Here is a 20,112-nt window from a genome sequence, read left to right as displayed (position 1 = left end):
CCTAGCGCCACATACGCCGGTCTTTGTTGTCTTCACCTTTTTCAATGTCGGCCTTCTTGGTCATAGGACCGCTGGCGCTCGATTGATCAATCGCGAAAGGACTATCCGCATGACCTGTCCAACGGACCATGTCTTCTGTCTGGTCGTAAAAATACTCTACAGGGTTGTTTGCGCGGCCAGGCGAGGTGCATGGCTTCGCAAAGCCTACTAGAAATGGAAGTGTTGTCATCCCAATACTCTATCCGTAAACTTTCAATCATTCCCTTGCGCAGATGTCACGCTACGAAGGCAACGCATAGAAGATGCTGTTTAGTAATACCTCAACACGACCGGCACCTTGCGCAGTCTCCGCAGCGCTTTAGGCAAGGCTGCATGGTATCCGTAAATTTCTCGTCTTGCACAGTTCCTCAGAGAGGCATGCCGTAAGAAGCCATAGGGGCCTACAACGATATGGGGTCAGCATGAATTGGTTCTTTGCCGCATCGATTCGCCGTCTCGCCAGCGCCGACTTTCCGAAATTGGCAGACCGGCCTTCAGTCAGGATCGCGTAGGCGATCTTTCCAGTAACTCGGGCGACGGCTGTGGTGGGCGAATGCCACGATCAGGATTTCATCCGGCAGCACGCTGTAGATCAGGTCGCAGGGGAAGCCGGACAAGATGAACCGTCGTGTTCTTTGGCCGATCAGCGGCGCGGCGTGAGGAAACATGAGTATTGAGCGCCGCGCATCCTGGACACGCAACCAGCGATTCTCCGCTGCGCGAGGGCTCCGCGCTCGATACCACGTCATGGCTTCCCGCAATTCGGCGCTGGCGACCGAAAGTTGCCGGACCCTCATTTTTTGTCCAGATAGTCCTGCCGCATCTGGTCCATGAAAACGTCGAAATCCTCCGCCTTGATTTCGCCGCGCTGGTAGGCGCTTACACGATCCTCGCTTTCCAGCGCCCAAGCGCCTTCCCATGCCTGGTCCGGTGGCGTCACGAGTTCCTGCAGGGCGTCGAGCGCGGCGAGACGCTCCTCCGCAGTCATGATTCTGGCTTGGTCGATGAGGGCTTGCACTCGCGCGTTCATGTTCAATCCTCCAGTCCGGCGATTATCTCCGGTTGAAGAGAAGATTCAAAGGATTCGGTCGAAAGCTCCCCTGACCCTAAGCGATCTGGCGATCTGGTGTTGCGCCACGCGCCGCCTGTTCGCGGCCGCGGCCGCCGGTGGAAAACTGGATGATCATGCCCGGGCAGTGCTTGCGCACGCCTTCCTGCACCCGGGCGAACAGCGGCGGGTCGGAACTGGCCGTTTCGTCCGGATTGCGCACGTGGATGTGCACCCGCGAAGCGCCGGCTTCGAAGCTGAGCGCATTTGAAGAGTCGGCGCCGGCGGTACGGCGCCTGGCCGCGCCGATGCGGTCAGCCACGGGCGCGTGCCCCGGTTCAGGCGGCCCGCACCTCGTCCAGCAGCTCCGGATGCCGGTCAAGCACCTTGAGCAGTTTCACCAGCGCCAGCGGCGGCCGCGTTCTGCCGTTCTCGTAGCGGGAAAATGCATTCACGCCGCCGCCGAAGATCTCGGCGGCCTGCTGCTGGTCCAGGCGCTTTTCTTCCTCACGCTGGCGATGAATGCCGGATCGACGATAGTGGCATTCACCTGCTTGTTGAACTCCAGCATGGCCGCGCTGGTCCGGGCGGATTCGGCCATGTCCAGCACGGCCTCGCCGCAGGCCGGGCAATAGTCGCCGCTCACGTCCGGAATGGAGGTCGTCTCGCCCTTGTAGGTGTAGCTCCTCACGCCTGTCGCGGACCAGCTTGGCCGCGCCGCAGCCTGGACATTTCATGTTCATAACTCCTTGAAGGACACGATCAGCACGTCGTCGATGACCGTGAGTTTTAGCTAAACGCGGCCGGCGGCCGTCATCGGCCGATACACGTCCTGCCAGATGCGATGGTCCGCAGGCGTGGTCATGCTCTTGTGGAAATCGGTCGGCGCCAGCGCCATCACGACCTCTGCATGAATGCGGCCGGCGAGTTCGCCGTGTGCCTGGCTATGCTGTGTCTGGCCAAGGGCGAAGATGCGGCAGGCGTGGGCTTCGAGACAGGTGCACCCGCCGACTGCAACGCTCACCGGGTCGGGCGCCCCCCGCCTCTTGCGCCCACCGCATTCAAACCAGTACTTCCAGCCCGCGCCGCTCGATGACCGACAGCAGGCGCAATGCCGCGCCGCTCGGCTTCTTCTCGCCGTTTTCCCACTTCTGCACGGTGGAAACGCTGGCGTTGAGATAGGCCGCAAACACCGCCTGGCTGACGTGCAGATGCTCGCGCAGACGGCGGATCGACTCGGCCGTGTAGGCCGGCGGCGGCACGGCCTGCGCCTCGAAGTCGCGCAGGGTCTGCTTGCTGACGGCGCCGACCTGCTCCAGATCGCGCATCGTCTGCAGGGCTTCGTTGATCATCCGGCTCATCGTGTCACCTCCATCAATTCCTGCGGGCGCCATTGGGGTCGGAGATATCTCGCCTTTTACCCGGTGCCGGGTAAATTCAACGCGCACAACCGGGTGGTTTTCAACGCGCGCCGACAGCTCCCGCATGGGAAGGCTCGGCATGCAGCGTGACTCCAAGCGCCCGGACCACCTTCAATACCGTGTCGTAACGCGGCTTGGCGCCTGGCGCCAGCGCCTTGTACAGGCTCTCGCGGCCCAGCCCGGCGTCCTTGGCCAGTTGCGTCATGCCGCGGGCGCGCGCCACGGTCTTGAGCGCATCGAGAAACGCATCGGGATCGTCCTCTTCCAGCGCGGCGGTCAGGTACTCGGCAATGGATTCGTCGTTGTCGAGATAGTCGGCGGCATCGAAGCGGGTGAATCGGGTCATGGCTTATTCCTCCAGTTTTCGCGCCATTTCCTTGGCGCGCTTGATGTCGCGTTTCTGGGTCGATTTGTCGCCGCCCAGCAGCAGCAGATAAACCACGTCGCCGCGCCTGGTGAAATAGGCGCGATAGCCGGGGCCGTAGTGGATACGCATCTCGGACACGCCCTCGCCGACCGGCTCGCAGTCGCCGAAGTTGCCGGCCTCGGCCTGCTCGATGCGCCGGGCGATGCGCGCCTTGCCACGCAGATCGGCCAGGCCGGACAGCCAGGCCGCGAATTCGTCCGATTGCAGAAACAGGTTCATGACGCGGAGTGTATCACCTTGGATACACCGGTCAAGCGCCTGGGGTTCGCGCGGCGCCTCAAGGCATCGTTACCGCTTCCCCGGCAATGTCAAATGGCTCTGACCCCTATGGCCTACTGACATGACCGGTGCCGAAACCCGGATCGCACCCTGAACTCGAAATGTACATTACACTGTACATTCTCATACAGGAGGCGCCATGCAGGAAACCACGTTCACCGAATTGCGCAAGCACGCCAAGGACTATTTCGACGCCGTCGAGGGCGGGGATACGGTTCGCGTTTTCCGCAACGGAAAACCCATCGCCGAGATAGTGCCGGTCCGTTCCGCGCTGCCGTCCTGGAAGCGGCAAGCCACGCCATTGACGGTCAAGGGCTTGTCCCTGAGCCGGGAACTACTGGGTGATCGGGATGATTCGGCGTGAGGCTGTTTCTGGATACCTCGGCCTTTGCCAAACGCTATGTCGCAGAGCAGGGGTCGGACAAGGTACTGGCGCTGTGCCAGGAGGCGGACAGGCTTTTCGTCAGCGTCATCTGCTTTCCGGAACTCACCTCGACACTGTGCCGCCTCGTGCGCGAGAAGAAACTCGCCAGGGCCGCCTATCGACAATTGAAAAGTGACGCGGTGGCCGATCTGGCGGATGTCGATATCTGCCAGATCACATCGGAAGTTCTCGCCGGGGTGGTTTCGCTCCTGGAAGCGCATCCGCTGCGCGCGATGGATGCGCTTCATGTGGCGTGCGCACTGGCCTGCCAGCCGGACGCCTTTGTATCCGCCGACCGGCAGCAGCTTGCCGCGGCGCGCAAGGCCGGTCTGAGGATTGTCGACGTTTCGTAACCGGGACGATCAGGCAGGCCGCAAGCCCAGTATCTGCCGCGCCTCGGCAGGCGTCGCCGGCCGCCTTCCATGGCGGTCGCACACATCCACAATCTTCTTCACCAGCTCGGCATTGCTCGCGGCCAGCCGCGTCGGGTCGAAGCGCAGCTTGTCTTCCAGGCCGGTACGGCAATGGCCGCCGGCTTCTAGGCACCACTGGTTGACCTCGAACTGGCAGCGCGCGGTGCCGGCGGCGACCCAGGTGGCGCCGGGCAGCACCTCGGCCAGTTCGCTGCGCAGGAAGTCGAAGACGCTGCGCCGCACCGGCAGGGCGTTGGCGATGCCGAGCACGAAAGCACGTGCGGCGGGCTCTTGAGCAGACCCTTCTTCACCAGGCTGGCAGCGTTGTAGAGCATGGCGAGGTCGAATACCTCGATCTCGGGCTTAATGTCCTTGTCGAGCATGGTCTTGGCCAGGCCCTCGACGAAGTCGGGCGGGTTCTCGTAGATGCTGGCCGGGAGTCACCGAGCCGGTGGCCAGCGAGGCCATGTCGGGCTTGAGGTGCAGCATGGCGCCACGCGCGGCCTGCTCGCGACCGCGGCCGCCGGTGGAAAACTGGATGATCATGCCCGGGCAGTGCTTGCGCACGCCTTCCTGCACCTGGACGAACAGCGCCGGGTCGGAGCTGGCCGTTTCGTCCGGGTTGCGTACGTGGATGTGCACCAGCGAGGCGCCGGCTTCGAAGCTGAGTGCATTTGAAGAGTCGGCGCCGGCGGTACGGCACCTCGCCGCGCCGATGAGGGCGGCCACGTGCGCGTGCCCCGGTTCAGGCGGCCCGCACCTCGTCCAACAGGTCCGGATGCCGGTCGAGCACCTTGAGCAGCTTCACCAGCGCCAGCGGTGGCCGCGTTCTGCCGTTCTCGTAGCGGGAAAACGCATTCACGCCGCCGCCGAAGATCTCGGCGGCCTGCTGCTGGTCCAGGCGCAGCTTCTTCCTCACGCTGGCGATGAATGCCGGATCGACGATGGCGGCATTCACCTGCTTGTTGAACTCCAGCATGGCCGCGCTGGTCCGGGCGGATTCGGCCATGTCCAGCACGGCCTCGCCGCAGGCCGGGCAATAGTCGCCGCTCACGTCCGGAATGGATGTCGTCTCGCCCTTGTAGGTGTAGCTCCTCACGCCGGTCGCGGACCAGCTTCGCCGCGCCGCAGCTTGGACATTTCATGTTCATACCTCCTTGAAGGACACGATCAGCACGTCGTCGATGACCGTGAGTTTCAGATAAACGCGGCCGGCGGCCGTCATCGGCCGATCCACGTCCTGCCAGATGCGATGGTCCGCATGCGCGGTCATGCTCTTGTGGAAATCAGTCGGCGCCGGCGCCATCGCAAATCCACGATCCCGTAAAAACCGAAGCCCAGCGCTGCGCCACCCGCCAGTGCCGACATCGTCGCGCGAACCTTGCCTGCTTCGATCAGCCCTTTGACGACCGGCAGCTTGCAATGGGGCGTCGATTTCTCCTTGGCAGGACATTAAGCTTATTGGTGAATTTGGCATTTGGTTAATGGTGATTGGAAGCGATCCGGCTGCCGCCGGGCAGGTGGGTGGCATCGGAGCGGATCATGGCAAGCAATACCCCACCCATTCACAGCCATTCCGCAATGGGGCGCTCGATTCAAGCGAAGGATTGCGCACGCAGTGGCGAGATAGGGCACAATAACGTATCGAAATGTTCTATTTGCAATACGAAACAACCCTTGTGCTGGATAGGCTATACACAAGTCGTTTCATGTATAGACCCGGCTCGCTTTCAATACACAAACAGCTTTGGCTCTGACAGCCAATACAAGAGGCGCCATGCAAGCTCACGAACCCGCTGCCCTGCCGCCTTCCGGCATCGAGATTGCGCAACTGGTCACGCTGGTCGGTGAGGCCAACGCCGCGCTGGCGCGTTACGACGGCCTGCTGCAGGGCATGGTGAACCCGGCGGTGATGCTCTCGCCACTGACCCACCAGGAAGCGGTGCTTTCCTCTCGCATCGAGGGCACCCAGGCCACCGTGGAGGAGGTTCTGGAACACGAAGCCGGCCGGGAATACGACATCAACAAGGAGGCCGACATCCAGGAGATCCTGAACTACCGGAAGGCGCTCACGCTGGCCGCCGAAACGCTGACCGACCGCCCCTTGCGGCTCAGCCTCGTCAAGGCCCTGCACAAGGAATTGATGAACAGCGTGCGCGGCCAGGACAAGGAGCCCGGCGAATTCCGCAAGACGCAGAACTGGATCGGCCCCCACGGCTGCACCATCGAGACGGCCAGCTTCATCCCACCCAACCCCCTGCAGCTCATGGACCACCTGCAAGCCTGGGAGCGCTACCTCGAAAGCGACGATACCGACCCCTTGCTGCAAACCGCCATCGTCCATGCCCAGTTCGAGATCCTGCATCCCTTCAAGGACGGCAACGGGCGGATCGGCCGCCTGCTGATCCCGCTGTTCCTTTACAGCAAGGGTCGCTTGTCGACACCGATGTTTTACTTGTCCGCCTATCTCGAAGCCCACCGCGCCGAGTACTACGCACGGCTCGCCGCCGTCACCCGCGAAAATGACTGGACCGGGTGGTCGGCCTTCTTCCTGCGCGCGATTGCCGAGCAGGCGAAGACCAACATCGCCCGCGTTCAGGCCATCCTGACTCTCTATGAAACGATGAAAACGCGGGTACGGGAAATCACCCGCTCGCAGCACAGCGCCCAGATTGTCGACGCGCTTTTCGATCGCCCGATCTTCCGCATCGGCGACTTCGCCACCCGCGCCGGCATCCCCAAGCCGACCGCGCACCCGCTGCTGCGCCAGTTGCAGGATGCCGGGCTGCTCAAACAACTGCGCGAAGGCTCCGGCCGTCGCCCGGCCATCCTCGCCTTTCCGGAACTGCTGAACACTGCTGAAGGCCGCAAGGTCCTCTGATTCCGATCACCGCCAACATCGAAAACCCGGCCTTGCCTGACTAGCAGACAAGCCAGCCAATCCACCCAGTTGGAAGCGCTGCGCGAATGGATCGCAAATGAACCCTGAAGCCCTCATCCGCAACGAAACCGCTGCCGATGCCGACGCCATCACCACCGTCACCCTCGCCGCCTTCGCCACACTCGAAATCAGCCAGCACACCGAGCAGTTCATCGTCAAGGCGCTGCGGGCCGCCGGGGCGCTGGCGGTATCGCTGGTCGCGGAACTCGATGGGCGGGTCGTCGGGCATGTCGCCTTTTCGCCTGTGACCCTCTCTGACGGCACGCCGGACTGGTATGGCCTGGGGCCGGTGTCCGTGCTGCCGGCACATCAGCGGCAGGGCATAGGTAAGTCGCTGATACGGCAAGGCCTGGCGCGGCTGCAGGCGATGGGCGCGCGGGGCTGTTGCCTGGTCGGGCATCCGGATTACTACCGGAAGTTCGGTTTCAGAAACCTCGACCAGTTGGCCCATGCCGGTGTGCCGCCGGAATACTTCCTCGCCCTGTCATTCGACGGGCACTGGCCGCAGGGCACGGTGGTTTTCCACGACGCCTTCGGCGCGCGCGAATAGGCGATACGCACGGTCCGCGTGGTGAACGCCGGCAAGCGCATCGGTTTGACAATGATTCGTTTATAAACGAAACTGAGCCATGTACGAAGTCCGGCATTACCTGACGCCCGACGGAAAGGATGTCTTCCTCGACTGGGTGCGCAAGCTGCGTGACGTGACCGCGAGAATCGCCGTGGATCGGCGGGTGAACCGCATTGAGCTCGGGAATTTCGGCGACCACAAGTTTTGTCGCGATGGCGTATGGGAACTTCGGGTCGATGTCGGGCCAGGGGTTCGCGTGTATTACGCGGTCGCCGGCAAGGAAATCGTGTTGTTGCTGTGCGGTGGCGACAAGCGAACTCAGGCTGCGGATATCGACCGTGCCTGTGGCTACTGGCAAGACTGGCAAAGGAGGGCAAGCGATGAGAGATAGAGCGCACGACGACGCGATGGCCGAGATGCTCCGCGAGGACCCGGCCTATGCTGTTCAATTGCTCAACAGCATTCTTGAGGAAGGCGACCAGAGCGAACTCCTGATTACCTTGCGCCAGATGACGAAGGCCTTCGGCGGCGTGCCGACCGTGGCCGAGACCGCCCATCTGAGCGCGACGCAGCTCTATCGCACCTTGTCACCCGACGGAAACCCCGTCCTCAGCAGCTTGTCGGCCATCCTCAAGGCCATGGGTCTGCGCCTTGCCGTCCAGCCGATGCGGGGTCCGTCCGCGCACGCCTGACCAACTATTACCAGGCGTCCTTCTTACGCACTGCGGCTATGATGCGCGCCGGTTTCCTCGCGGCCGAGGCCGCTTTTCCCCTGATGCCTGTCGCTGCGACGCCCTGCTCCAGAGAAATATCGACATCCAGCAGGCGCAGCACCGTACTTGGCGTAGGCAAGAGTCGGCGCCGGCAATACGGCGACGCGGCCGGGCCTTGCCGGCCTTACTCCTTCGCCGGACTCAGTATCCGAGCCATCGCGTCGGCCGCGGCGCGCAGTTCGGGGACGCTGGTCAGCATTTCGTCCAGCGAGCGGCGCGCGGTGGGCGCGTGGCAGGCGACGGCGGCGACCAGGTTGCCGTCCTTGCCGCGCACGGGGACGGCCACGGCGACCATGCCGAGGACGAATTCCTCGTTGTCGATGCCGACGCCGCGGCGGGCGATGCGTTCGAGTTCGGCTTCCAGTTCGCGGCGGTCGGTGATGGTGCGCGGCGAATGCCGCGTCAATTGCAGTTGCGCGAGGATGCTGCGCCGTTCCAGCAGGGGCATCGAGGCGAGGAAGAGCTTGCCGCTGGCGGTGCAGTGCATGGGCACCCAGGTGCCGGGTGGCAGGTGCATGCGCAGCGGCGCGGTGGTGTCGATGCGCTCGACGTAGAGCACGCGACCGGCGTCGGGCACGGTCAGGTTGCAGGTTTCGCCCAGCGAGCGCACCAGGTTGCGCAGCACGGCGCGGCATTCGCGGCGGATGTTGGAGCCGCGCAGCATGCGCAGCGCCAGCGTGGTGGCGCGATTGCCGGGCACGTAACCGCGCTCGGCCGGCATGTGCAGCAGGTAGCCCTGCGCCTCCATGGCGCGCAAGAGGCGCATCAGGGTGCTTTTCGGCACCCGCATCATGGCGGCCAGTTGCGCCAGGGTCAGGGGTTGCGAGGCTTCGCTGAGGAGCTCCAGCACGGTCAGCGGCCGCAGGCGGCGGATGTCCTCGCTGGCTTCCTCGTCGGCGGGTTCGGCGGTGTCGTCGGCGCCGGATTCGACCCAGGCGGCGGAGTTGTATTGGCCCGCGAGGGGCTTGCTGCGCTTGATGTGGCGTCTCCTCGGCGCGTGTTCGGATCGCCCCGCCGTCCGCGGTCAGGGGGCGGGACGGAGCATACCGCGTGCTGCGCCGGTCCGTCCCCGGCGAGCCCGGGTTTCGGTCAGGCGCGGCACACCAGGTGGCTTTCGAGGCGGACGACGCCGGCCGTGGCCTCGGCGGCGGCGCGTGCCGCGTCGATCTGGACTTGCGTATCGACCACGCCCCAGATCTCGACCACGCCGCTGGTGACGGTGACATTGATCAGGTGCATCGGCAGTTCGGCTTCGTTCAGGGCCGCCAGCAGCAGCGCGCGCAGCGCCGAGTCATCGACGCGGACGCCGCCCGGCCGGCGCCAACTGGCGACGCCGCGCAGCAGGTTGGCGCGGCTGACGATGCCGACCAGCTTGCCGCCCTCCAGCACCGTTACGCGCTTGATGTGGTATTTCTCCAGCATGGCGGCGATCTCGGTGAGCGGGGTGTCCGGCGTGACCGAAATCACGTCCTTCGTCATCACGTCGCGCGCGCGGCGGCCGAATTCGCGCAGGTAACGCTCGGCCGGTTCCTCGGGCGTGGCCAGCAGGCGCAGCCACCACGAGGGGCGGCGCCGCGTTTCGGATTCGGCGCGATGGATCAGGTCGCCTTCGCTGACGATGCCGACCAGGCTGCCGTCGGCGGCGATCACCGGGACCGCGCTGATGTGTGCATCGAGCATGAGTCCGGCGATCTCGCCGACATCCGTTTCGGGGGTCACGGTGAGCACCGCGGTGGTCATCACGTCCTTCGCCAGCATGGTGGTTTGCCTCCAGGTTGCGGGGGAGCGCCGCGGGTCAGTTCAAGGTCGGGAGCCAGGTCGCCATCTTGGGGAACATCATCAGCAGGGCGACCCCGATCAGTTGCAGGATCATGAATTGCGACATGCCGGCGTAGATGTCCTTCAGCTCCCATTGCGGCACCACGCCCTTGAGGAAGTAGGCGGACAGCGCCACCGGCGGCGACAGCCAGGCGGTTTGCAGCGTCATCGCCACCAGGGTGCAGAACCAGATCATGTCGATGCCCGCCGCCTGCACGATGGGCAGCACGATGGGCACCACGATCAACACGATGGGCACCCATTCCAGCGGCCAGCCGAGGACGAAGATCAGGCCGAGGATGACGATCAGCATCAGGGTCGGCGGCAGGGCCAGGCTGGTCAGCAGGCCGGCCAGGTATTCGGCGCTGCCCAGGCGCGAGAACACCGCGCCGAACAGGTTGGAGGCCGTGACCAGCATCAGGATCATGCTCGACACTTCCAGCGTCTGGTAGGCCGAGCGGCGGATCTTGGCCAGCGTCATGCGCCGCGACAGCAAGGTCAGGACGAAAACGGCGGCGCAGCCCACGGCGCCGGCGTCGGTCGGCGTGGCGATGCCCATCAGGATCACGCCCAGCGTGGCGACGATGACCACGATCACCGGCACCACGCCGATCACCAGGTCCTTGACCACGGCCAGCATCGAGGTCGCGCGCATTTCCGGCGGCAGCGCGGGGCCCAGCGCCGGATTCAGCCAGCAGCGCACCAGGCACCAGACGGTGAAGATGGTGGACAGCAGCAGGCCGGGGATCACCGCCGCGGCAAACAGGTCGGTGGCGGGGATGCCGACCACGGGGCCCATGACGATCAGCATCACCGAGGGCGGGATCAGGATGCCCAGGGTGCCGCCGGCGGCGATGGCGCCGGCGCTCATCTTGGTGTCATAGCCGCTCTTGATCATCGCCGGCCCGGCCATGACGCCGAGCAGGGTGACCGCGGAGCCGACGATGCCGGTGGCGGCGGCGAAGATGGTCGCCGTGATCAGCACGGCAAGGTAGAGCGAGCCGCGCAGCCCGGCCAGCAACTGCTGGATGCCGGTGAACATGCGCTCCATGAGGCCCGACTGTTCGAGCAGGAAGCCCATGAAGAGAAAGAAGGGGATCGAGGCCAGCACCGTATCCTTCATCACTGAGAAGGTTTGCAGCACGGCGAGGTCGAACACCATCGGGCCGAAGGCGATGAAGCCGGCGCCGAGGGCCACGGCGCCCAGCGTGAAGGCGATCGGAAAGCCGATGAAAATGATGCCGAACAGCGCCGCCAGCGAAACCAGGCCGAACACCTCGTTGCTCATGTCAGCTCCTTGGTGAGGCCTTTGGGTCCCATGCCTTCGGCCCAGCGGCCGGTGATCGCGGCATCCAGGCTCTTGCAGAATTCGGAAATGCCCTGGATCGCCAGCAGCAACCCGGTGAGCGGCATCGCGGCCTTGAAGGGCCAGGTGATCGGCATCCAGGGGCTGCTGACGAAGCGCTCGCTGGTCATGAAGGCCTTGAGGAAGTAGCCCCAGCCGAAATACAGGAAGATCGCGGCGAAGGGCATGAACATGACGACGTAGCAGACGGCATCGACGATGCCCTGGGTGCGCGGCGACCAGCCGGCGTATAGCGAATCGGTGCGGATGTGGCCCTTGCATTGCAGCGTGTAGGCCGCGCCGAGCATAAAGAATGAGCCATACAGCATGAAGGTCATGTCGTAGGCCCACAAGGTCGGCGAGTCGAAGACGTAGCGCGCGACGACCTCATAGACGAGGGACAGCACCATGGGGATGATCAGCCAGGCCGTGAGCTTGCCGGTCCAGATGGCGATCGGATCGAGCTTGTGCGCGATCCGCAGCAGTTTCGAGGCTTGTCCGGTCATGGGTCCTGTGTCCGACGATTGCGGCGGGATGGATGCGGTGCGCGACAGGTGCCGCGCACCGTCCTGCCTGTTGCGATCTTACTTGGCGCCCACCGCTTCGGCGCCGATGCCGTAATACAGGCCGTTGATCTTGGTCCAGTAGGGCACCACGACCTTGGCATAGGCGCGCTGCGATTCCAGCACTTCCTTGAACAGCGGGTTGCGCGCCGCCTCGCGGTCATACACCAGGTTGGTGGCCTTGTGGAAGGCGGCAAAGAACTCCTTGGGCGTGTCATGCACGATGACCTTGTGTTCCTTCTGCAGCTTTTCCAGGGCCTTGGCGTTGCGATCCACGTTGAAGGCATAGGTCTCGGTGATGGTGGCCATCACTGCGCCCTCGATCACCGCCTTCAGGTCGGCCGGCAGCTTGTTCCAGACGGTCTTGTTGAACAGCACTTCGCCGACGTCGGAGGACTGGTGCAGGCCCTGCAGGTAGTAATGCTTGAACACGTTGTGGAAGCCGAGGATCATGTCGTCCGCCGGGCCGATCCACTCGGCGGCGTCGATCACGCCGCGCTGCGCCGCGGGCACGATCTCGCCGCCCGGCATGGCCACCGCGGTGATGCCCATTTCCTTGAAGATTTCGCCGGTCAGCCCGGGGGGCGAGCGGTATTTCATCTTCTTCATGTCGGCGATGGAGTTGATCGGCACCTTGAACCAGCCGAAGGGGTCGGGACCCATCGGCTGCATCATGAAGGGCTTGATGTTCATCTTCAGGCCCTGTTCGTAGAGCTTCTCGTAGAGCGCGTTGCCGCCGCCCTGCGACAGCCAGGCCATGTGCGAAAGCTGGTCCATGCCGGTGCCGGCGCCCGCCGCCGGGTTGGAGAACAGGGCCGCCGCGCTGTTCTTGCCCGACCAGTAGTGGGTCCAGGCGAAGCCGCCGTCGACCACGCCCTTGTCCACCGCGTCGAGGATCTCGAAGGCGTTGACCACCGCGCCGTCGGGCAGGATTTCCATCTTGAGGCGGCCGTTGGACATCTTGTCCACGCGGTCGCCGAAGCGCTTCATCAGGTCGTAGTAGATGCTCGCGGTGGGCACCGCGGTCTGGATTTTCATCCGCGTCACCTGCTGGGCCTGGGCCAGGCCGCCCGCGGTGACCAGCACGGCCGCCGCGGCGACCCCCAGGAGCTTCCTAATCGATATCGCCATGTCTGTTGCCTCCTCGTATTGTTAACAACCGGGGCAGACCGGCCTCTCGGCCGCGACCGCCCTACTATTGCCTCTCGGGCAATTCCTTTTCACGCAGCATCCTCGCGAATCATGTCGGCCGCCTTTTCGGCGATCATGATGGTCGGCGCATTGGTGTTGCCGGAGACGATCTCCGGCATGATGGACGCATCGACCACGCGCAGGCCGGCCATGCCGCGCACCCGCAGCCGCGCGTCGACCACCGCCAGCGGGTCGCTGCCCATCTTGCAGGTGCCGGCGGGGTGATAAATCGTCTGGCTGTAGCGCCGCGCGGCGTCGAGCAATTCGGCGTCGGTCCGGAACTGTTCGCCGGGGACATGTTCGGCAAGGATGTGCGTTGCCAACGCGGGCGCCTGCGCGATGCGGCGCGCAACCTTGATGCCGCCGATCACCACCGGATGGTCGCGCTCGTCGGACAGGTAGCCGGGGTGGATCGCCGGGTACTCGCGCGCATCCGCCGAGCGGATGGCGATGCGGCCGCGGCTGTGGGGGCGCAACTGACAGACCGAGGAGGTGAAGGCGGAAAAGCGGTGCGCCCCCTCGCCGGGCTTGTCGGCGGAGAGCGGCTGCATGTGGAACTGGATGTCTGGCCGCGCCACGTGCGGGGCGGAGCGCGTGAAGATCGCCACCTGGCTTGCCGCCAGCGTCAGCGGCCCGGTGCGCGAGAGCAGGTACTGCATGCCGATCCACAGCTTGCCGAGCGGGCTGTTGACCTCGTCGTTCAAGGTGCGCTCGCGGGTCTTGAACACCAGCCGCACCTGCAGATGGTCCTGCAGGTTGGCGCCGACGCCCGGCAGGTCGGCCAGCATGGGCACGCCCGCGCCCTGCAGCACCTCCGCCGGGCCCAGGCCGGAGCATTGCAGGATCTGCGGCGAGCCGATGGCGCCGGCGGCAAGGATCACCTCGGCCCGCGCGGTGGCCTGACGGGTTTGCCCGCCCTGGACGAATTCGACGCCGGTCGCGCGCCGGCCGTCGAACAGCACGCGCGTGGTCTGCGCCCGCGTTTCGACCTTCAGGTTCGGACGCCGCCGCGCCGGCTTGAGGAAGCCCCGCGCGGTGCTCCAGCGCAAGCCCTTGTGCGCGGTCTGCTGGAAATAGCTGACGCCTTCCTGTTCCGCGCCGTTGGGGTCGGCATTGAAGGGGATGCCGATTTCCTGTGCGGCCATGACGAAACGATCGGCGATCGGGCGGTTGAGGCGCAGGTCGGACACCTTCTGCGGGCCGCCGACGCCGTGCCAGGCATCGGCCCCGCGCTGCTGGTCTTCGGACTTCATGAAGTAGGGCAGCACATCAGCATAGCCCCAGCCCGGATTGCCCAGCGCCGCCCAGCGGTCGTAGTCTTCGCGCTGGCCGCGGATGTAGAGCAGGCCGTTGAGCGAGCTCGATCCGCCCAGCACCTTGCCGCGCGGCCACTGCAACTGGCGGTTGGCGATGCCGGGATCGGGTTCGGTGACATAGCACCAGTCCAGCTTCGGGTCGTGCATGGTCTTGAAATAGCCGACCGGGATGTGTATCCACGGATTCCAGTCCTCGCCGCCGGCCTCCAGCAGCAGGACGCTGGTTCCGGGGCGCTCGGACAACCGGTTGGCCAGCACGCAGCCGGCCGACCCGGCGCCGACTACGATGTAGTCGAACGCGAAAGCCATCCGCGGCCTGCCCCCTTGCCGGTTCGTCCATTCATTCCGCGCAACCCCCCCGAATATGGAACGTTATGTTTCAAAACACGAGGCCGAACTATCACGAGGTTTGAACTGTCGTGGCAAGAAGAATCGGCTGGCCAATGGACAAATGAAACGAAATGGCACGCAACGTGCCAATAAGCGACACAACCTTTCCGGTCGAAAGGTTTTGGCGGATGTCGAGGCGGATGGCCATTGCGGACCGTCAGTAGAAGCGCGCTTCGCCGGTCGGGTTCTCGCAAGGCTGGCGGGGAAATTCACCGAGTCGGCGCCGACTGGCGGGATAATTCGGGTTTCTGATGCTCGGAACTCCAGATGTTCGCGCAATCCAACCGTCTCCCCGCCGCTTCGGCCGCCCTGCCTTGACGCGACTGATACTGGCGCTGATGTGGCTGCTGCACTGGCTGCCGCTGCCGCTCCTGGCGGCGGTCGGGCGCGGCGTTGGCTGGTTGCTCTACCTGCTGGTGGGCGAACGGCGCCATGTCACGCAGACCAACCTCGGCCTGTGCTTTCCGCATCTGTCGCCGGCCGAAAAGTCGGCGCTGGCGCGACGGCACTTCGCCGCCTTCGGCCGCAGCATCGTCGAGCTCGGGCTGTGGTGGTGGGCCTCGCCCGAACGCATCCGGCGCCTGGTGCGCCTCGAAGGCGGCGAACAGCTCGCCGCCTGTCGCGACAAGCCGGTGATCCTGCTGGTGCCGCATTTCGTCGGCATCGACGCCGGCTGGATCCGGCTGGCGCTGGAGCACGGCCTGGTGGCGATCTACACCCACCAGAAGAACCACGTGTTCGAAGCGGCGATGAACGGCGGCCGCCTGCGTTTCGGCAACTGCGAACTGGCGTCGCGCCAGGAGGGCACGCGCAAGGCGCTCAAGGCGATGAAGGGCGGCCGTTTCTTCCACTACTCGCCGGACATGGATTACGGCCCGAAGGAATCCATCTTCGTGCCCTTCTTCGGCGTGCCGACCGCCACCATCACCGGCCTCTCGCGGCTGGCCAGGCTGACCGGGGCGACAGTGATCCCGCTCGTCACGCGCATGGAGCAGGGCGCCTATGTGGCGCGCCTCGGCGCGCCGTGGACGGATTTCCCCGGCAGCGACGACGGCGCCGACGCGCGGCGCCTGAATGCCTTCATCGAGGCGGAAGCCCTGCAGTCGCCGGAGCAGTACTACTGGCTGCACAAGCGCTTCAAAACCCGGCCGCCGGGCGAAAAAGGGCTTTATTGACCCCTCAATTGCCGGAAGTCGGTGCTGACCGCACGGCGTATCCTCAACGTATTTTCAAGGGAGTGGCGTCGAGGCCTCGAAGAGGATACGAAAGGCGAATTGAAGGCCCACCCCTCCTGTCCTCCCCTCGCGGGGAGGCTATTGTTTTGCTCGCTACGCTCGATATTTGACCCTTCCTGACCACCAAACTATTTCAAGTCAATGAAAATCCGCTTCACCAAAATGCACGGTCTCGGCAACGATTTCGTCGTGCTCGACGCCATCAACCAGGCTTTCGTGCCGACGCCGGCCCAGGCGCGCTGGCTGGCCGACCGCCATTTCGGCGTCGGTTGCGACCAGTTGCTGGTGGTCGAGAAGCCGACCACGCCCGGCGTCGATTTCCGCTACCGCATCTTCAATGCCGACGGCGGCGAGGTCGAGCAGTGCGGCAACGGCGCGCGCTGCTTCGTGCGCTTCGTGCATGAGCAGGGCCTGGCGACCGCGCGCGAAATCCGCGTCGAGACCCGTTGCGGAATCATCGTGCCGAAGCTGGAGGCCGACGGCCAGGTCACGGTGGACATGGGCGCGCCACGCTTTTCACCGGCGGAGATTCCATTCCAGAGTGACAGCGATGCCGTGGTGCAGCCGCTCGACTTCGCCGCTACGCAGGTGGACATCAGCGTCGTCTCGATGGGCAACCCGCACGCCGTGCAGGTGGTGGCCGACGTCGATGCCGCGCCGGTCGCCGCAACCGGCCCGCTGATCGAAGCCCACCCGCGCTTCCCGCGCCGGGTCAATGCCGGGTTCATGCAGGTGGTCGACCGCCACGCGATCCGCCTGCGCGTGTACGAGCGCGGCGCGGGCGAGACCCTCGCCTGCGGCACCGGCGCCTGCGCCGCCGTGGTGGCCGGCATCCGCCGCGGCATGCTCGATTCGCCGGTGCGCGTCACCACGCGCGGCGGCGATCTCTCCATCGCCTGGGCCGGCGAACGTGGTGGCCAATACGAGCCGGTGCTGATGACCGGCCCCGCCGCCACCGTATTCAGCGCCGAAATCGAATTGCCGCACAACCTGTGAAAGCCATGACATGAAATCAGAAGACGTCGCCCGCTACCTGCACGATCATCCGGAGTTCTTCGACCAGTATGCCGAGATGCTGACCCTGGTCACGCTGCCCGACCCGCACAGCGGCCGCGCCATCTCGATCACCGAAAAGCAGCTGTTCAACCTGCGCGACAAGGTGCGCTCACTGGAAGCCAAGCTGGTCGAACTGATCGGCTTCGGCGAGGAGAACGATTCGATCTCCGACAAGGTGCACGGCCTCGCCGTGGCGCTGATCGCCGCGACCGACCAGGCCGGCGCGCTGCGCGCCCTGTATTCGCACCTCGGCGGTGCCTTCGCCGTGCCCCATGTGACGGTACGCCTGTGGGGCGCCGGACAGGGCGAGGTCCGCGAATTCGAGGCCGTGGCCGATTCCGTCAAGGCTTTTGCCTCCGGCCTGCATCGCCCCTACTGCGGCAGCGTCGCCGGCCAGGAATCGGCGCTCTGGTTCGGCGAGGCCGCGGCGTACCTGCGCTCGATGGCCCAGGTGCCGCTGCGCGAGGCCGACGGCATCTGCTTCGGCCTGCTGGTGATGGCGAGCGAGGAACCGCATCGCTTCTACCCCGAACTGGGCACCCTCTACCTCGAACGGATCGGCGACTTGGCCGCGGCGGCACTGCTGCGCGTCGCCGCGTGACATGGCGGACGCTTCGGTCGAGGCCTTCCTCGCCGACCTGAGCGTCCAGCGGCAGGCCAGCCCGCACACCGTGGCGGCCTATCGCCGCGACCTGGTCCGCCTCGCGGCGCTGGCGGCCGACGGCGACCCGGTCGCGCTCAAGCCGCCGCAACTGCGGCGCGGCCTGATGGCTTTGCACGCGCAGGACCTGGCGCCGCGCTCCATCGCCCGCACCCTGTCGGCCTGGCGCAGCTACTACGCCTGGCTCGCGCGGCGCGGCGCGATCGAACTCAATCCCGCCGACGGCCTGCGCGCACCGAAGCGCGCGCGCGGCCTGCCCAAGGCGCTCGGCATCGACCAGGCCGCCGCCCTGCTCGACGTGCCGGTGACCACCGAGGAGAACGATCCGCTGCTGGTGCGCGACGCGGCGATGTTCGAACTGTTCTACTCTTCTGGCCTGCGCCTGGCGGAACTGGTGAGCCTCGACTGGCCCGGCGGGCTGGACCTCGATGCCGGCGAAGTCACGGTCACCGGCAAGCGGCGCAAGACGCGCACGGTGCCGGTCGGCGACAAGGCGCAGACCGCGCTGCGCGCCTGGCTCGAGCTGCGTCCTCGCTTCGCCGTGGAAGGCAGCGTCGCGCTCTTCCTCGGCCGCCACGGCACGCGCCTGATGCCGCGCCAGATCGAGTACCGCTTGGCGCAATGGGCGCAGCGCCAGGGAGTCGGCGTGCACGTGCATCCGCACATGCTGCGCCACTCCTTCGCCTCGCACGTGCTGCAATCCTCCGGCGACCTGCGCGCGGTGCAGGAAATGCTCGGCCACGCCAGCATCGCCGCGACGCAGATCTATACCCACCTCGACTTTCAGCACCTGGCGAAGGTATACGACAGCGCCCACCCGCGGGCGAAGAACAAGTGAGCGTGGGTAACTGGACGAGGCGGGGGCAGCCATGAAACCGCACCATTGGCCTTGGACTTTCGTCTTCTTCGCGGCGCTGGGCGCCGTGCTGCTGCTTGCCGGCGGCGCCGCGCTGGCGGGGTTGCTGCGCGGCGTGCATCCGCTGTTCGGCGACGACATGGCGGGCTGGGCGCTGATCGTCTCGGCGGTCGCCAGCTTCCTGACCGGCGCGTTTCCGCTGGCGTTGCGCCGGCTGGCCGAGCGCGAAGGGGCCTGACGGACCTCAGACCGCCCGCAACCCGAGCAGCACCGCCATGCCGGCGATGAAGGGCAGCCAGGGATTGCGCCACAGCACGGCGGCGGCGACCGCGGCGATGATGCCGGCGAGCTTGGGATTGAGCGGCACGAAATCGCCGGTGACCACCAGCACGTCGGGCGCCACGATGGCCGCCAGCGCGGCGGCCGGGGCGTAGCGCAGGGCGCGTTGGACCACCGGCGGCAGGCTGACGCGGCTGCCGAGCACGATGAAGCTGGCGCGCGGCAGCGTGGTCGCCAGGCCGATCAGGATGAAGGCGAGCCACAGCGTCGCTTCGTCGCTCATCGGACTGCCCTCCCCCCAGCCCCGGCCCGACCGCGGGGAGCGCTCATGGCACTTCCTTTCTGCCATGCCAGTGCTCGGCGGCGAAGCCGGCGCCGATTCCGGCGACGATGCCGACGATCAGGCCGAGGCGCAGCGGCATGCCGCGCAGGATCACCGAGGTGGCGCCGCCGACCATCGCCGCGACCAGCATCGGGCGCTGCCTGGCCATCGGGACCAGCAGCACCAGCAGGGCGATGCTGGCCATGAATTCGAGCGACCAGTGCTTCGGGATCGAACCCGCCGCAAACACGCCGACCATTGTGGAGGCCTGCCACAGCAGCCAGGACCACAGCGAGGGCGCGAGGAAGTAGCCCAGGCGCCAGCGCGCATCGTCAACCTTGAGCATCTTCTCCACGCAATGGGCGAACACGCCGTCGGTCAGCAGATGGCCGCAGAACCAGCGCGTCGGCGAGTCGGCGCCGCGAAAGCCTTCGGCGATGGCGGCGCTGAAGATCACGAAACGCAGGTTGAGCGCCAGCGCCGTCGCCACCATCAGCCACAGCGGCGCGCCGATGGCGATCAGCGGCAGGGTGCCGAGCTGCGCGGTGCCGGCGAACACGATCACGTTCATGCCCATCGCCTGCAGCGGCGTCAGGCCGGTGCTGATCATGGCCATGCCGGTGACCATGGCCCAGGGGATCAGGCCCACCGAAAGGGGCAGGAAGCCGAGGAAGCCCTCGCGGGCACCGGCGCGGAACGGGGAAGCGGCCATGATTGAAGGCTGGGATGAAATCCGCGTCATTG

At 65.6% G+C, this 20,112-nt stretch carries 30 protein-coding genes and 2 pseudogenes; 11 read left to right on the top strand and 21 right to left on the bottom strand.

Features of this window, described 5'->3' with window-relative positions:
* Position 1: 1 nt before the first annotated feature.
* The 9 genes and pseudogenes from J0M27_RS02345 to J0M27_RS02305 all read right to left on the bottom strand — a co-directional run bounded on the left by J0M27_RS02345 (position 2) and on the right by J0M27_RS02305 (position 3,154).
* Entirely contained in the window at positions 2-229 is a 228-nt protein-coding gene (locus tag J0M27_RS02345; RefSeq protein ID WP_294987071.1) for a hypothetical protein, read from the bottom strand.
* Positions 230-533: 304 nt separating this feature from the next.
* Complete coding sequence (locus J0M27_RS02340; protein WP_294987069.1) at positions 534-707, bottom strand: hypothetical protein; 174 nt, start codon at positions 705-707, stop codon at positions 534-536.
* Between the two features lie 125 nt (positions 708-832).
* Positions 833-1,069 carry an addiction module protein gene (locus J0M27_RS02335; protein ID WP_294987067.1) on the bottom strand — a complete coding sequence of 79 codons (237 nt, stop codon included), beginning with the start codon at positions 1,067-1,069 and terminating at the stop codon, positions 833-835.
* A 76-nt stretch (positions 1,070-1,145) separates the two neighbouring features.
* Positions 1,146-1,409 (bottom strand): 3-keto-5-aminohexanoate cleavage protein, encoded by a 264-nt coding sequence (locus J0M27_RS02330; RefSeq protein ID WP_294987065.1) that lies wholly within the window; start codon positions 1,407-1,409, stop codon positions 1,146-1,148.
* 16 nt (positions 1,410-1,425) lie between these two features.
* Positions 1,426-1,778 (bottom strand): annotated as a pseudogene (locus J0M27_RS02325) (type II TA system antitoxin MqsA family protein).
* 102 nt (positions 1,779-1,880) lie between these two features.
* Positions 1,881-2,111, bottom strand: coding sequence for a type II toxin-antitoxin system MqsR family toxin (locus J0M27_RS02320; protein WP_294987063.1), 231 nt, complete (start codon positions 2,109-2,111; stop codon positions 1,881-1,883).
* Between the two features lie 37 nt (positions 2,112-2,148).
* Positions 2,149-2,448 (bottom strand): helix-turn-helix domain-containing protein, encoded by a 300-nt coding sequence (locus J0M27_RS02315; protein ID WP_294987062.1) that lies wholly within the window; start codon positions 2,446-2,448, stop codon positions 2,149-2,151.
* 100 nt (positions 2,449-2,548) lie between these two features.
* Positions 2,549-2,854 carry an addiction module antidote protein gene (locus J0M27_RS02310; RefSeq protein ID WP_294987061.1) on the bottom strand — a complete coding sequence of 102 codons (306 nt, stop codon included), beginning with the start codon at positions 2,852-2,854 and terminating at the stop codon, positions 2,549-2,551.
* A 3-nt stretch (positions 2,855-2,857) separates the two neighbouring features.
* Complete coding sequence (locus J0M27_RS02305) at positions 2,858-3,154, bottom strand: type II toxin-antitoxin system RelE/ParE family toxin (protein ID WP_294987059.1); 297 nt, start codon at positions 3,152-3,154, stop codon at positions 2,858-2,860.
* Positions 3,155-3,353: 199 nt separating this feature from the next.
* Between J0M27_RS02305 and J0M27_RS02300 the strand changes: the two genes are divergently transcribed.
* Together J0M27_RS02300 and J0M27_RS02295 are read left to right on the top strand one after the other, a co-directional pair.
* Entirely contained in the window at positions 3,354-3,578 is a 225-nt protein-coding gene (locus J0M27_RS02300; RefSeq protein WP_294987057.1) for a type II toxin-antitoxin system Phd/YefM family antitoxin, read from the top strand.
* The gene (locus J0M27_RS02295) at positions 3,575-3,991 is read left to right on the top strand and encodes a type II toxin-antitoxin system VapC family toxin (RefSeq protein WP_294987055.1); all 417 of its coding nucleotides are present in this window, start codon (positions 3,575-3,577) and stop codon (positions 3,989-3,991) included. The genes J0M27_RS02300 and J0M27_RS02295 overlap by 4 nt, the downstream gene beginning before the upstream one ends.
* A 9-nt stretch (positions 3,992-4,000) precedes the next feature.
* Here the strand turns inward: J0M27_RS02295 and J0M27_RS02290 are convergent.
* The 4 genes and pseudogenes from J0M27_RS02290 to J0M27_RS02275 all read right to left on the bottom strand — a co-directional run bounded on the left by J0M27_RS02290 (position 4,001) and on the right by J0M27_RS02275 (position 5,357).
* Positions 4,001-4,434 (bottom strand): annotated as a pseudogene (locus J0M27_RS02290) (3-keto-5-aminohexanoate cleavage protein).
* A complete protein-coding gene (locus J0M27_RS02285; protein WP_294987054.1) occupies positions 4,415-4,780 on the bottom strand; it encodes a 3-keto-5-aminohexanoate cleavage protein in 366 nt (121 codons plus the stop codon). Before J0M27_RS02285 ends, J0M27_RS02290 begins: the two are co-directional and overlap by 20 nt.
* Before the next feature lie 16 nt (positions 4,781-4,796).
* Entirely contained in the window at positions 4,797-5,150 is a 354-nt protein-coding gene (locus J0M27_RS02280; protein WP_294987052.1) for a type II TA system antitoxin MqsA family protein, read from the bottom strand.
* A gap of 48 nt (positions 5,151-5,198) precedes the next feature.
* A complete protein-coding gene (locus J0M27_RS02275) occupies positions 5,199-5,357 on the bottom strand; it encodes a type II toxin-antitoxin system MqsR family toxin (RefSeq protein ID WP_294987050.1) in 159 nt (52 codons plus the stop codon).
* Positions 5,358-5,828: 471 nt separating this feature from the next.
* On the opposite strand from J0M27_RS02275, the gene J0M27_RS02270 reads away from it, so the two are divergent.
* The 4 genes from J0M27_RS02270 to J0M27_RS02255 all read left to right on the top strand — a co-directional run bounded on the left by J0M27_RS02270 (position 5,829) and on the right by J0M27_RS02255 (position 8,255).
* Positions 5,829-6,932 carry a Fic/DOC family N-terminal domain-containing protein gene (locus J0M27_RS02270; RefSeq protein WP_294987048.1) on the top strand — a complete coding sequence of 368 codons (1,104 nt, stop codon included), beginning with the start codon at positions 5,829-5,831 and terminating at the stop codon, positions 6,930-6,932.
* A gap of 97 nt (positions 6,933-7,029) precedes the next feature.
* Positions 7,030-7,542 (top strand): N-acetyltransferase, encoded by a 513-nt coding sequence (locus tag J0M27_RS02265; protein WP_294987046.1) that lies wholly within the window; start codon positions 7,030-7,032, stop codon positions 7,540-7,542.
* A 79-nt stretch (positions 7,543-7,621) separates the two neighbouring features.
* On the top strand, positions 7,622-7,954 hold the full coding sequence (locus J0M27_RS02260; RefSeq protein WP_294987044.1) for a type II toxin-antitoxin system RelE/ParE family toxin: 333 nt from the start codon (positions 7,622-7,624) through the stop codon (positions 7,952-7,954).
* Positions 7,944-8,255 (top strand): addiction module antidote protein, encoded by a 312-nt coding sequence (locus J0M27_RS02255; RefSeq protein WP_294987042.1) that lies wholly within the window; start codon positions 7,944-7,946, stop codon positions 8,253-8,255. The genes J0M27_RS02260 and J0M27_RS02255 overlap by 11 nt, the downstream gene beginning before the upstream one ends.
* A gap of 205 nt (positions 8,256-8,460) precedes the next feature.
* On the opposite strand, the gene J0M27_RS02250 is transcribed toward J0M27_RS02255, so the two are convergent.
* The 6 genes from J0M27_RS02250 to J0M27_RS02225 all read right to left on the bottom strand — a co-directional run bounded on the left by J0M27_RS02250 (position 8,461) and on the right by J0M27_RS02225 (position 14,878).
* Positions 8,461-9,186, bottom strand: a complete 726-nt coding sequence (locus J0M27_RS02250) for an IclR family transcriptional regulator (RefSeq protein ID WP_294987040.1) — start codon at positions 9,184-9,186, stop codon at positions 8,461-8,463.
* Between the two features lie 239 nt (positions 9,187-9,425).
* Positions 9,426-10,094, bottom strand: a complete 669-nt coding sequence (locus J0M27_RS02245) for a CBS domain-containing protein (RefSeq protein WP_294987038.1) — start codon at positions 10,092-10,094, stop codon at positions 9,426-9,428.
* Between the two features lie 37 nt (positions 10,095-10,131).
* Entirely contained in the window at positions 10,132-11,442 is a 1,311-nt protein-coding gene (locus tag J0M27_RS02240; protein ID WP_294987037.1) for a TRAP transporter large permease subunit, read from the bottom strand.
* The gene (locus J0M27_RS02235) at positions 11,439-12,005 is read right to left on the bottom strand and encodes a TRAP transporter small permease subunit (protein WP_294987035.1); all 567 of its coding nucleotides are present in this window, start codon (positions 12,003-12,005) and stop codon (positions 11,439-11,441) included. Before J0M27_RS02235 ends, J0M27_RS02240 begins: the two co-directional genes overlap by 4 nt.
* A 78-nt stretch (positions 12,006-12,083) precedes the next feature.
* On the bottom strand, positions 12,084-13,193 hold the full coding sequence (locus J0M27_RS02230; protein WP_294987033.1) for a TRAP transporter substrate-binding protein: 1,110 nt from the start codon (positions 13,191-13,193) through the stop codon (positions 12,084-12,086).
* Positions 13,194-13,282: 89 nt separating this feature from the next.
* A complete protein-coding gene (locus J0M27_RS02225; RefSeq protein WP_294987031.1) occupies positions 13,283-14,878 on the bottom strand; it encodes a choline dehydrogenase in 1,596 nt (531 codons plus the stop codon).
* Positions 14,879-15,273: 395 nt separating this feature from the next.
* Here J0M27_RS02225 and J0M27_RS02220 point away from each other — a divergent pair, with 395 nt between their 5' ends.
* From J0M27_RS02220 to J0M27_RS02200, 5 genes are all read left to right on the top strand, one after another.
* On the top strand, positions 15,274-16,134 hold the full coding sequence (locus J0M27_RS02220) for a lipid A biosynthesis acyltransferase (protein WP_294987029.1): 861 nt from the start codon (positions 15,274-15,276) through the stop codon (positions 16,132-16,134).
* A gap of 201 nt (positions 16,135-16,335) precedes the next feature.
* The gene (gene dapF, locus J0M27_RS02215) at positions 16,336-17,190 is read left to right on the top strand and encodes a diaminopimelate epimerase (RefSeq protein WP_294987028.1); all 855 of its coding nucleotides are present in this window, start codon (positions 16,336-16,338) and stop codon (positions 17,188-17,190) included.
* Positions 17,191-17,200: 10 nt separating this feature from the next.
* Positions 17,201-17,851, top strand: coding sequence for a DUF484 family protein (locus J0M27_RS02210; RefSeq protein WP_294987027.1), 651 nt, complete (start codon positions 17,201-17,203; stop codon positions 17,849-17,851).
* A gap of 1 nt (position 17,852) precedes the next feature.
* A complete protein-coding gene (gene xerC / locus J0M27_RS02205) occupies positions 17,853-18,749 on the top strand; it encodes a tyrosine recombinase XerC (protein ID WP_294987025.1) in 897 nt (298 codons plus the stop codon).
* A 31-nt stretch (positions 18,750-18,780) separates the two neighbouring features.
* Positions 18,781-19,005 carry a hypothetical protein gene (locus tag J0M27_RS02200; protein WP_294987022.1) on the top strand — a complete coding sequence of 75 codons (225 nt, stop codon included), beginning with the start codon at positions 18,781-18,783 and terminating at the stop codon, positions 19,003-19,005.
* A gap of 6 nt (positions 19,006-19,011) precedes the next feature.
* Here the strand turns inward: J0M27_RS02200 and J0M27_RS02195 are convergent, their stop codons facing one another.
* Complete coding sequence (locus J0M27_RS02195; RefSeq protein WP_294987020.1) at positions 19,012-19,329, bottom strand: AzlD domain-containing protein; 318 nt, start codon at positions 19,327-19,329, stop codon at positions 19,012-19,014.
* A gap of 43 nt (positions 19,330-19,372) precedes the next feature.
* Positions 19,373-20,080, bottom strand: coding sequence for an AzlC family ABC transporter permease (locus J0M27_RS02190; RefSeq protein WP_294987019.1), 708 nt, complete (start codon positions 20,078-20,080; stop codon positions 19,373-19,375).
* Positions 20,081-20,112 lie beyond the last annotated feature (32 nt).

Origin of the sequence: Sulfuritalea sp. (assembly GCF_017302275.1) — a bacterium.
In the GTDB taxonomy this organism is placed as follows: domain Bacteria; phylum Pseudomonadota; class Gammaproteobacteria; order Burkholderiales; family Rhodocyclaceae; genus Sulfuritalea.
This window is presented reverse-complemented; position numbering and strand designations above follow the sequence as displayed.

Excerpts from the sequence above, each read along its gene's own strand:
- J0M27_RS02345 (WP_294987071.1), bottom strand. The coding sequence starts at position 229 with ATGACAACACTTCCATTTCTAGTAGGCTTTGCGAAGCCATGCACCTCG.
- xerC (WP_294987025.1), top strand. The coding sequence starts at position 17,853 with ATGGCGGACGCTTCGGTCGAGGCCTTCCTCGCCGACCTGAGCGTCCAG.
- J0M27_RS02310 (WP_294987061.1), bottom strand. The coding sequence starts at position 2,854 with ATGACCCGATTCACCCGCTTCGATGCCGCCGACTATCTCGACAACGAC.
- J0M27_RS02190 (WP_294987019.1), bottom strand. The coding sequence starts at position 20,080 with ATGGCCGCTTCCCCGTTCCGCGCCGGTGCCCGCGAGGGCTTCCTCGGC.
- J0M27_RS02300 (WP_294987057.1), top strand. The coding sequence starts at position 3,354 with ATGCAGGAAACCACGTTCACCGAATTGCGCAAGCACGCCAAGGACTAT.
- J0M27_RS02340 (WP_294987069.1), bottom strand. The coding sequence starts at position 707 with ATGTTTCCTCACGCCGCGCCGCTGATCGGCCAAAGAACACGACGGTTC.
- J0M27_RS02230 (WP_294987033.1), bottom strand. The coding sequence starts at position 13,193 with ATGGCGATATCGATTAGGAAGCTCCTGGGGGTCGCCGCGGCGGCCGTG.
- J0M27_RS02235 (WP_294987035.1), bottom strand. The coding sequence starts at position 12,005 with ATGACCGGACAAGCCTCGAAACTGCTGCGGATCGCGCACAAGCTCGAT.
- J0M27_RS02210 (WP_294987027.1), top strand. The coding sequence starts at position 17,201 with ATGAAATCAGAAGACGTCGCCCGCTACCTGCACGATCATCCGGAGTTC.
- J0M27_RS02245 (WP_294987038.1), bottom strand. The coding sequence starts at position 10,094 with ATGCTGGCGAAGGACGTGATGACCACCGCGGTGCTCACCGTGACCCCC.
- J0M27_RS02195 (WP_294987020.1), bottom strand. The coding sequence starts at position 19,329 with ATGAGCGACGAAGCGACGCTGTGGCTCGCCTTCATCCTGATCGGCCTG.
- J0M27_RS02240 (WP_294987037.1), bottom strand. The coding sequence starts at position 11,442 with ATGAGCAACGAGGTGTTCGGCCTGGTTTCGCTGGCGGCGCTGTTCGGC.
- J0M27_RS02270 (WP_294987048.1), top strand. The coding sequence starts at position 5,829 with ATGCAAGCTCACGAACCCGCTGCCCTGCCGCCTTCCGGCATCGAGATT.
- J0M27_RS02315 (WP_294987062.1), bottom strand. The coding sequence starts at position 2,448 with ATGAGCCGGATGATCAACGAAGCCCTGCAGACGATGCGCGATCTGGAG.
- J0M27_RS02260 (WP_294987044.1), top strand. The coding sequence starts at position 7,622 with ATGTACGAAGTCCGGCATTACCTGACGCCCGACGGAAAGGATGTCTTC.
- J0M27_RS02265 (WP_294987046.1), top strand. The coding sequence starts at position 7,030 with ATGAACCCTGAAGCCCTCATCCGCAACGAAACCGCTGCCGATGCCGAC.
- J0M27_RS02225 (WP_294987031.1), bottom strand. The coding sequence starts at position 14,878 with ATGGCTTTCGCGTTCGACTACATCGTAGTCGGCGCCGGGTCGGCCGGC.
- dapF (WP_294987028.1), top strand. The coding sequence starts at position 16,336 with ATGAAAATCCGCTTCACCAAAATGCACGGTCTCGGCAACGATTTCGTC.
- J0M27_RS02255 (WP_294987042.1), top strand. The coding sequence starts at position 7,944 with ATGAGAGATAGAGCGCACGACGACGCGATGGCCGAGATGCTCCGCGAG.
- J0M27_RS02335 (WP_294987067.1), bottom strand. The coding sequence starts at position 1,069 with ATGAACGCGCGAGTGCAAGCCCTCATCGACCAAGCCAGAATCATGACT.
- J0M27_RS02200 (WP_294987022.1), top strand. The coding sequence starts at position 18,781 with ATGAAACCGCACCATTGGCCTTGGACTTTCGTCTTCTTCGCGGCGCTG.
- J0M27_RS02305 (WP_294987059.1), bottom strand. The coding sequence starts at position 3,154 with ATGAACCTGTTTCTGCAATCGGACGAATTCGCGGCCTGGCTGTCCGGC.
- J0M27_RS02275 (WP_294987050.1), bottom strand. The coding sequence starts at position 5,357 with ATGGCGCCGGCGCCGACTGATTTCCACAAGAGCATGACCGCGCATGCG.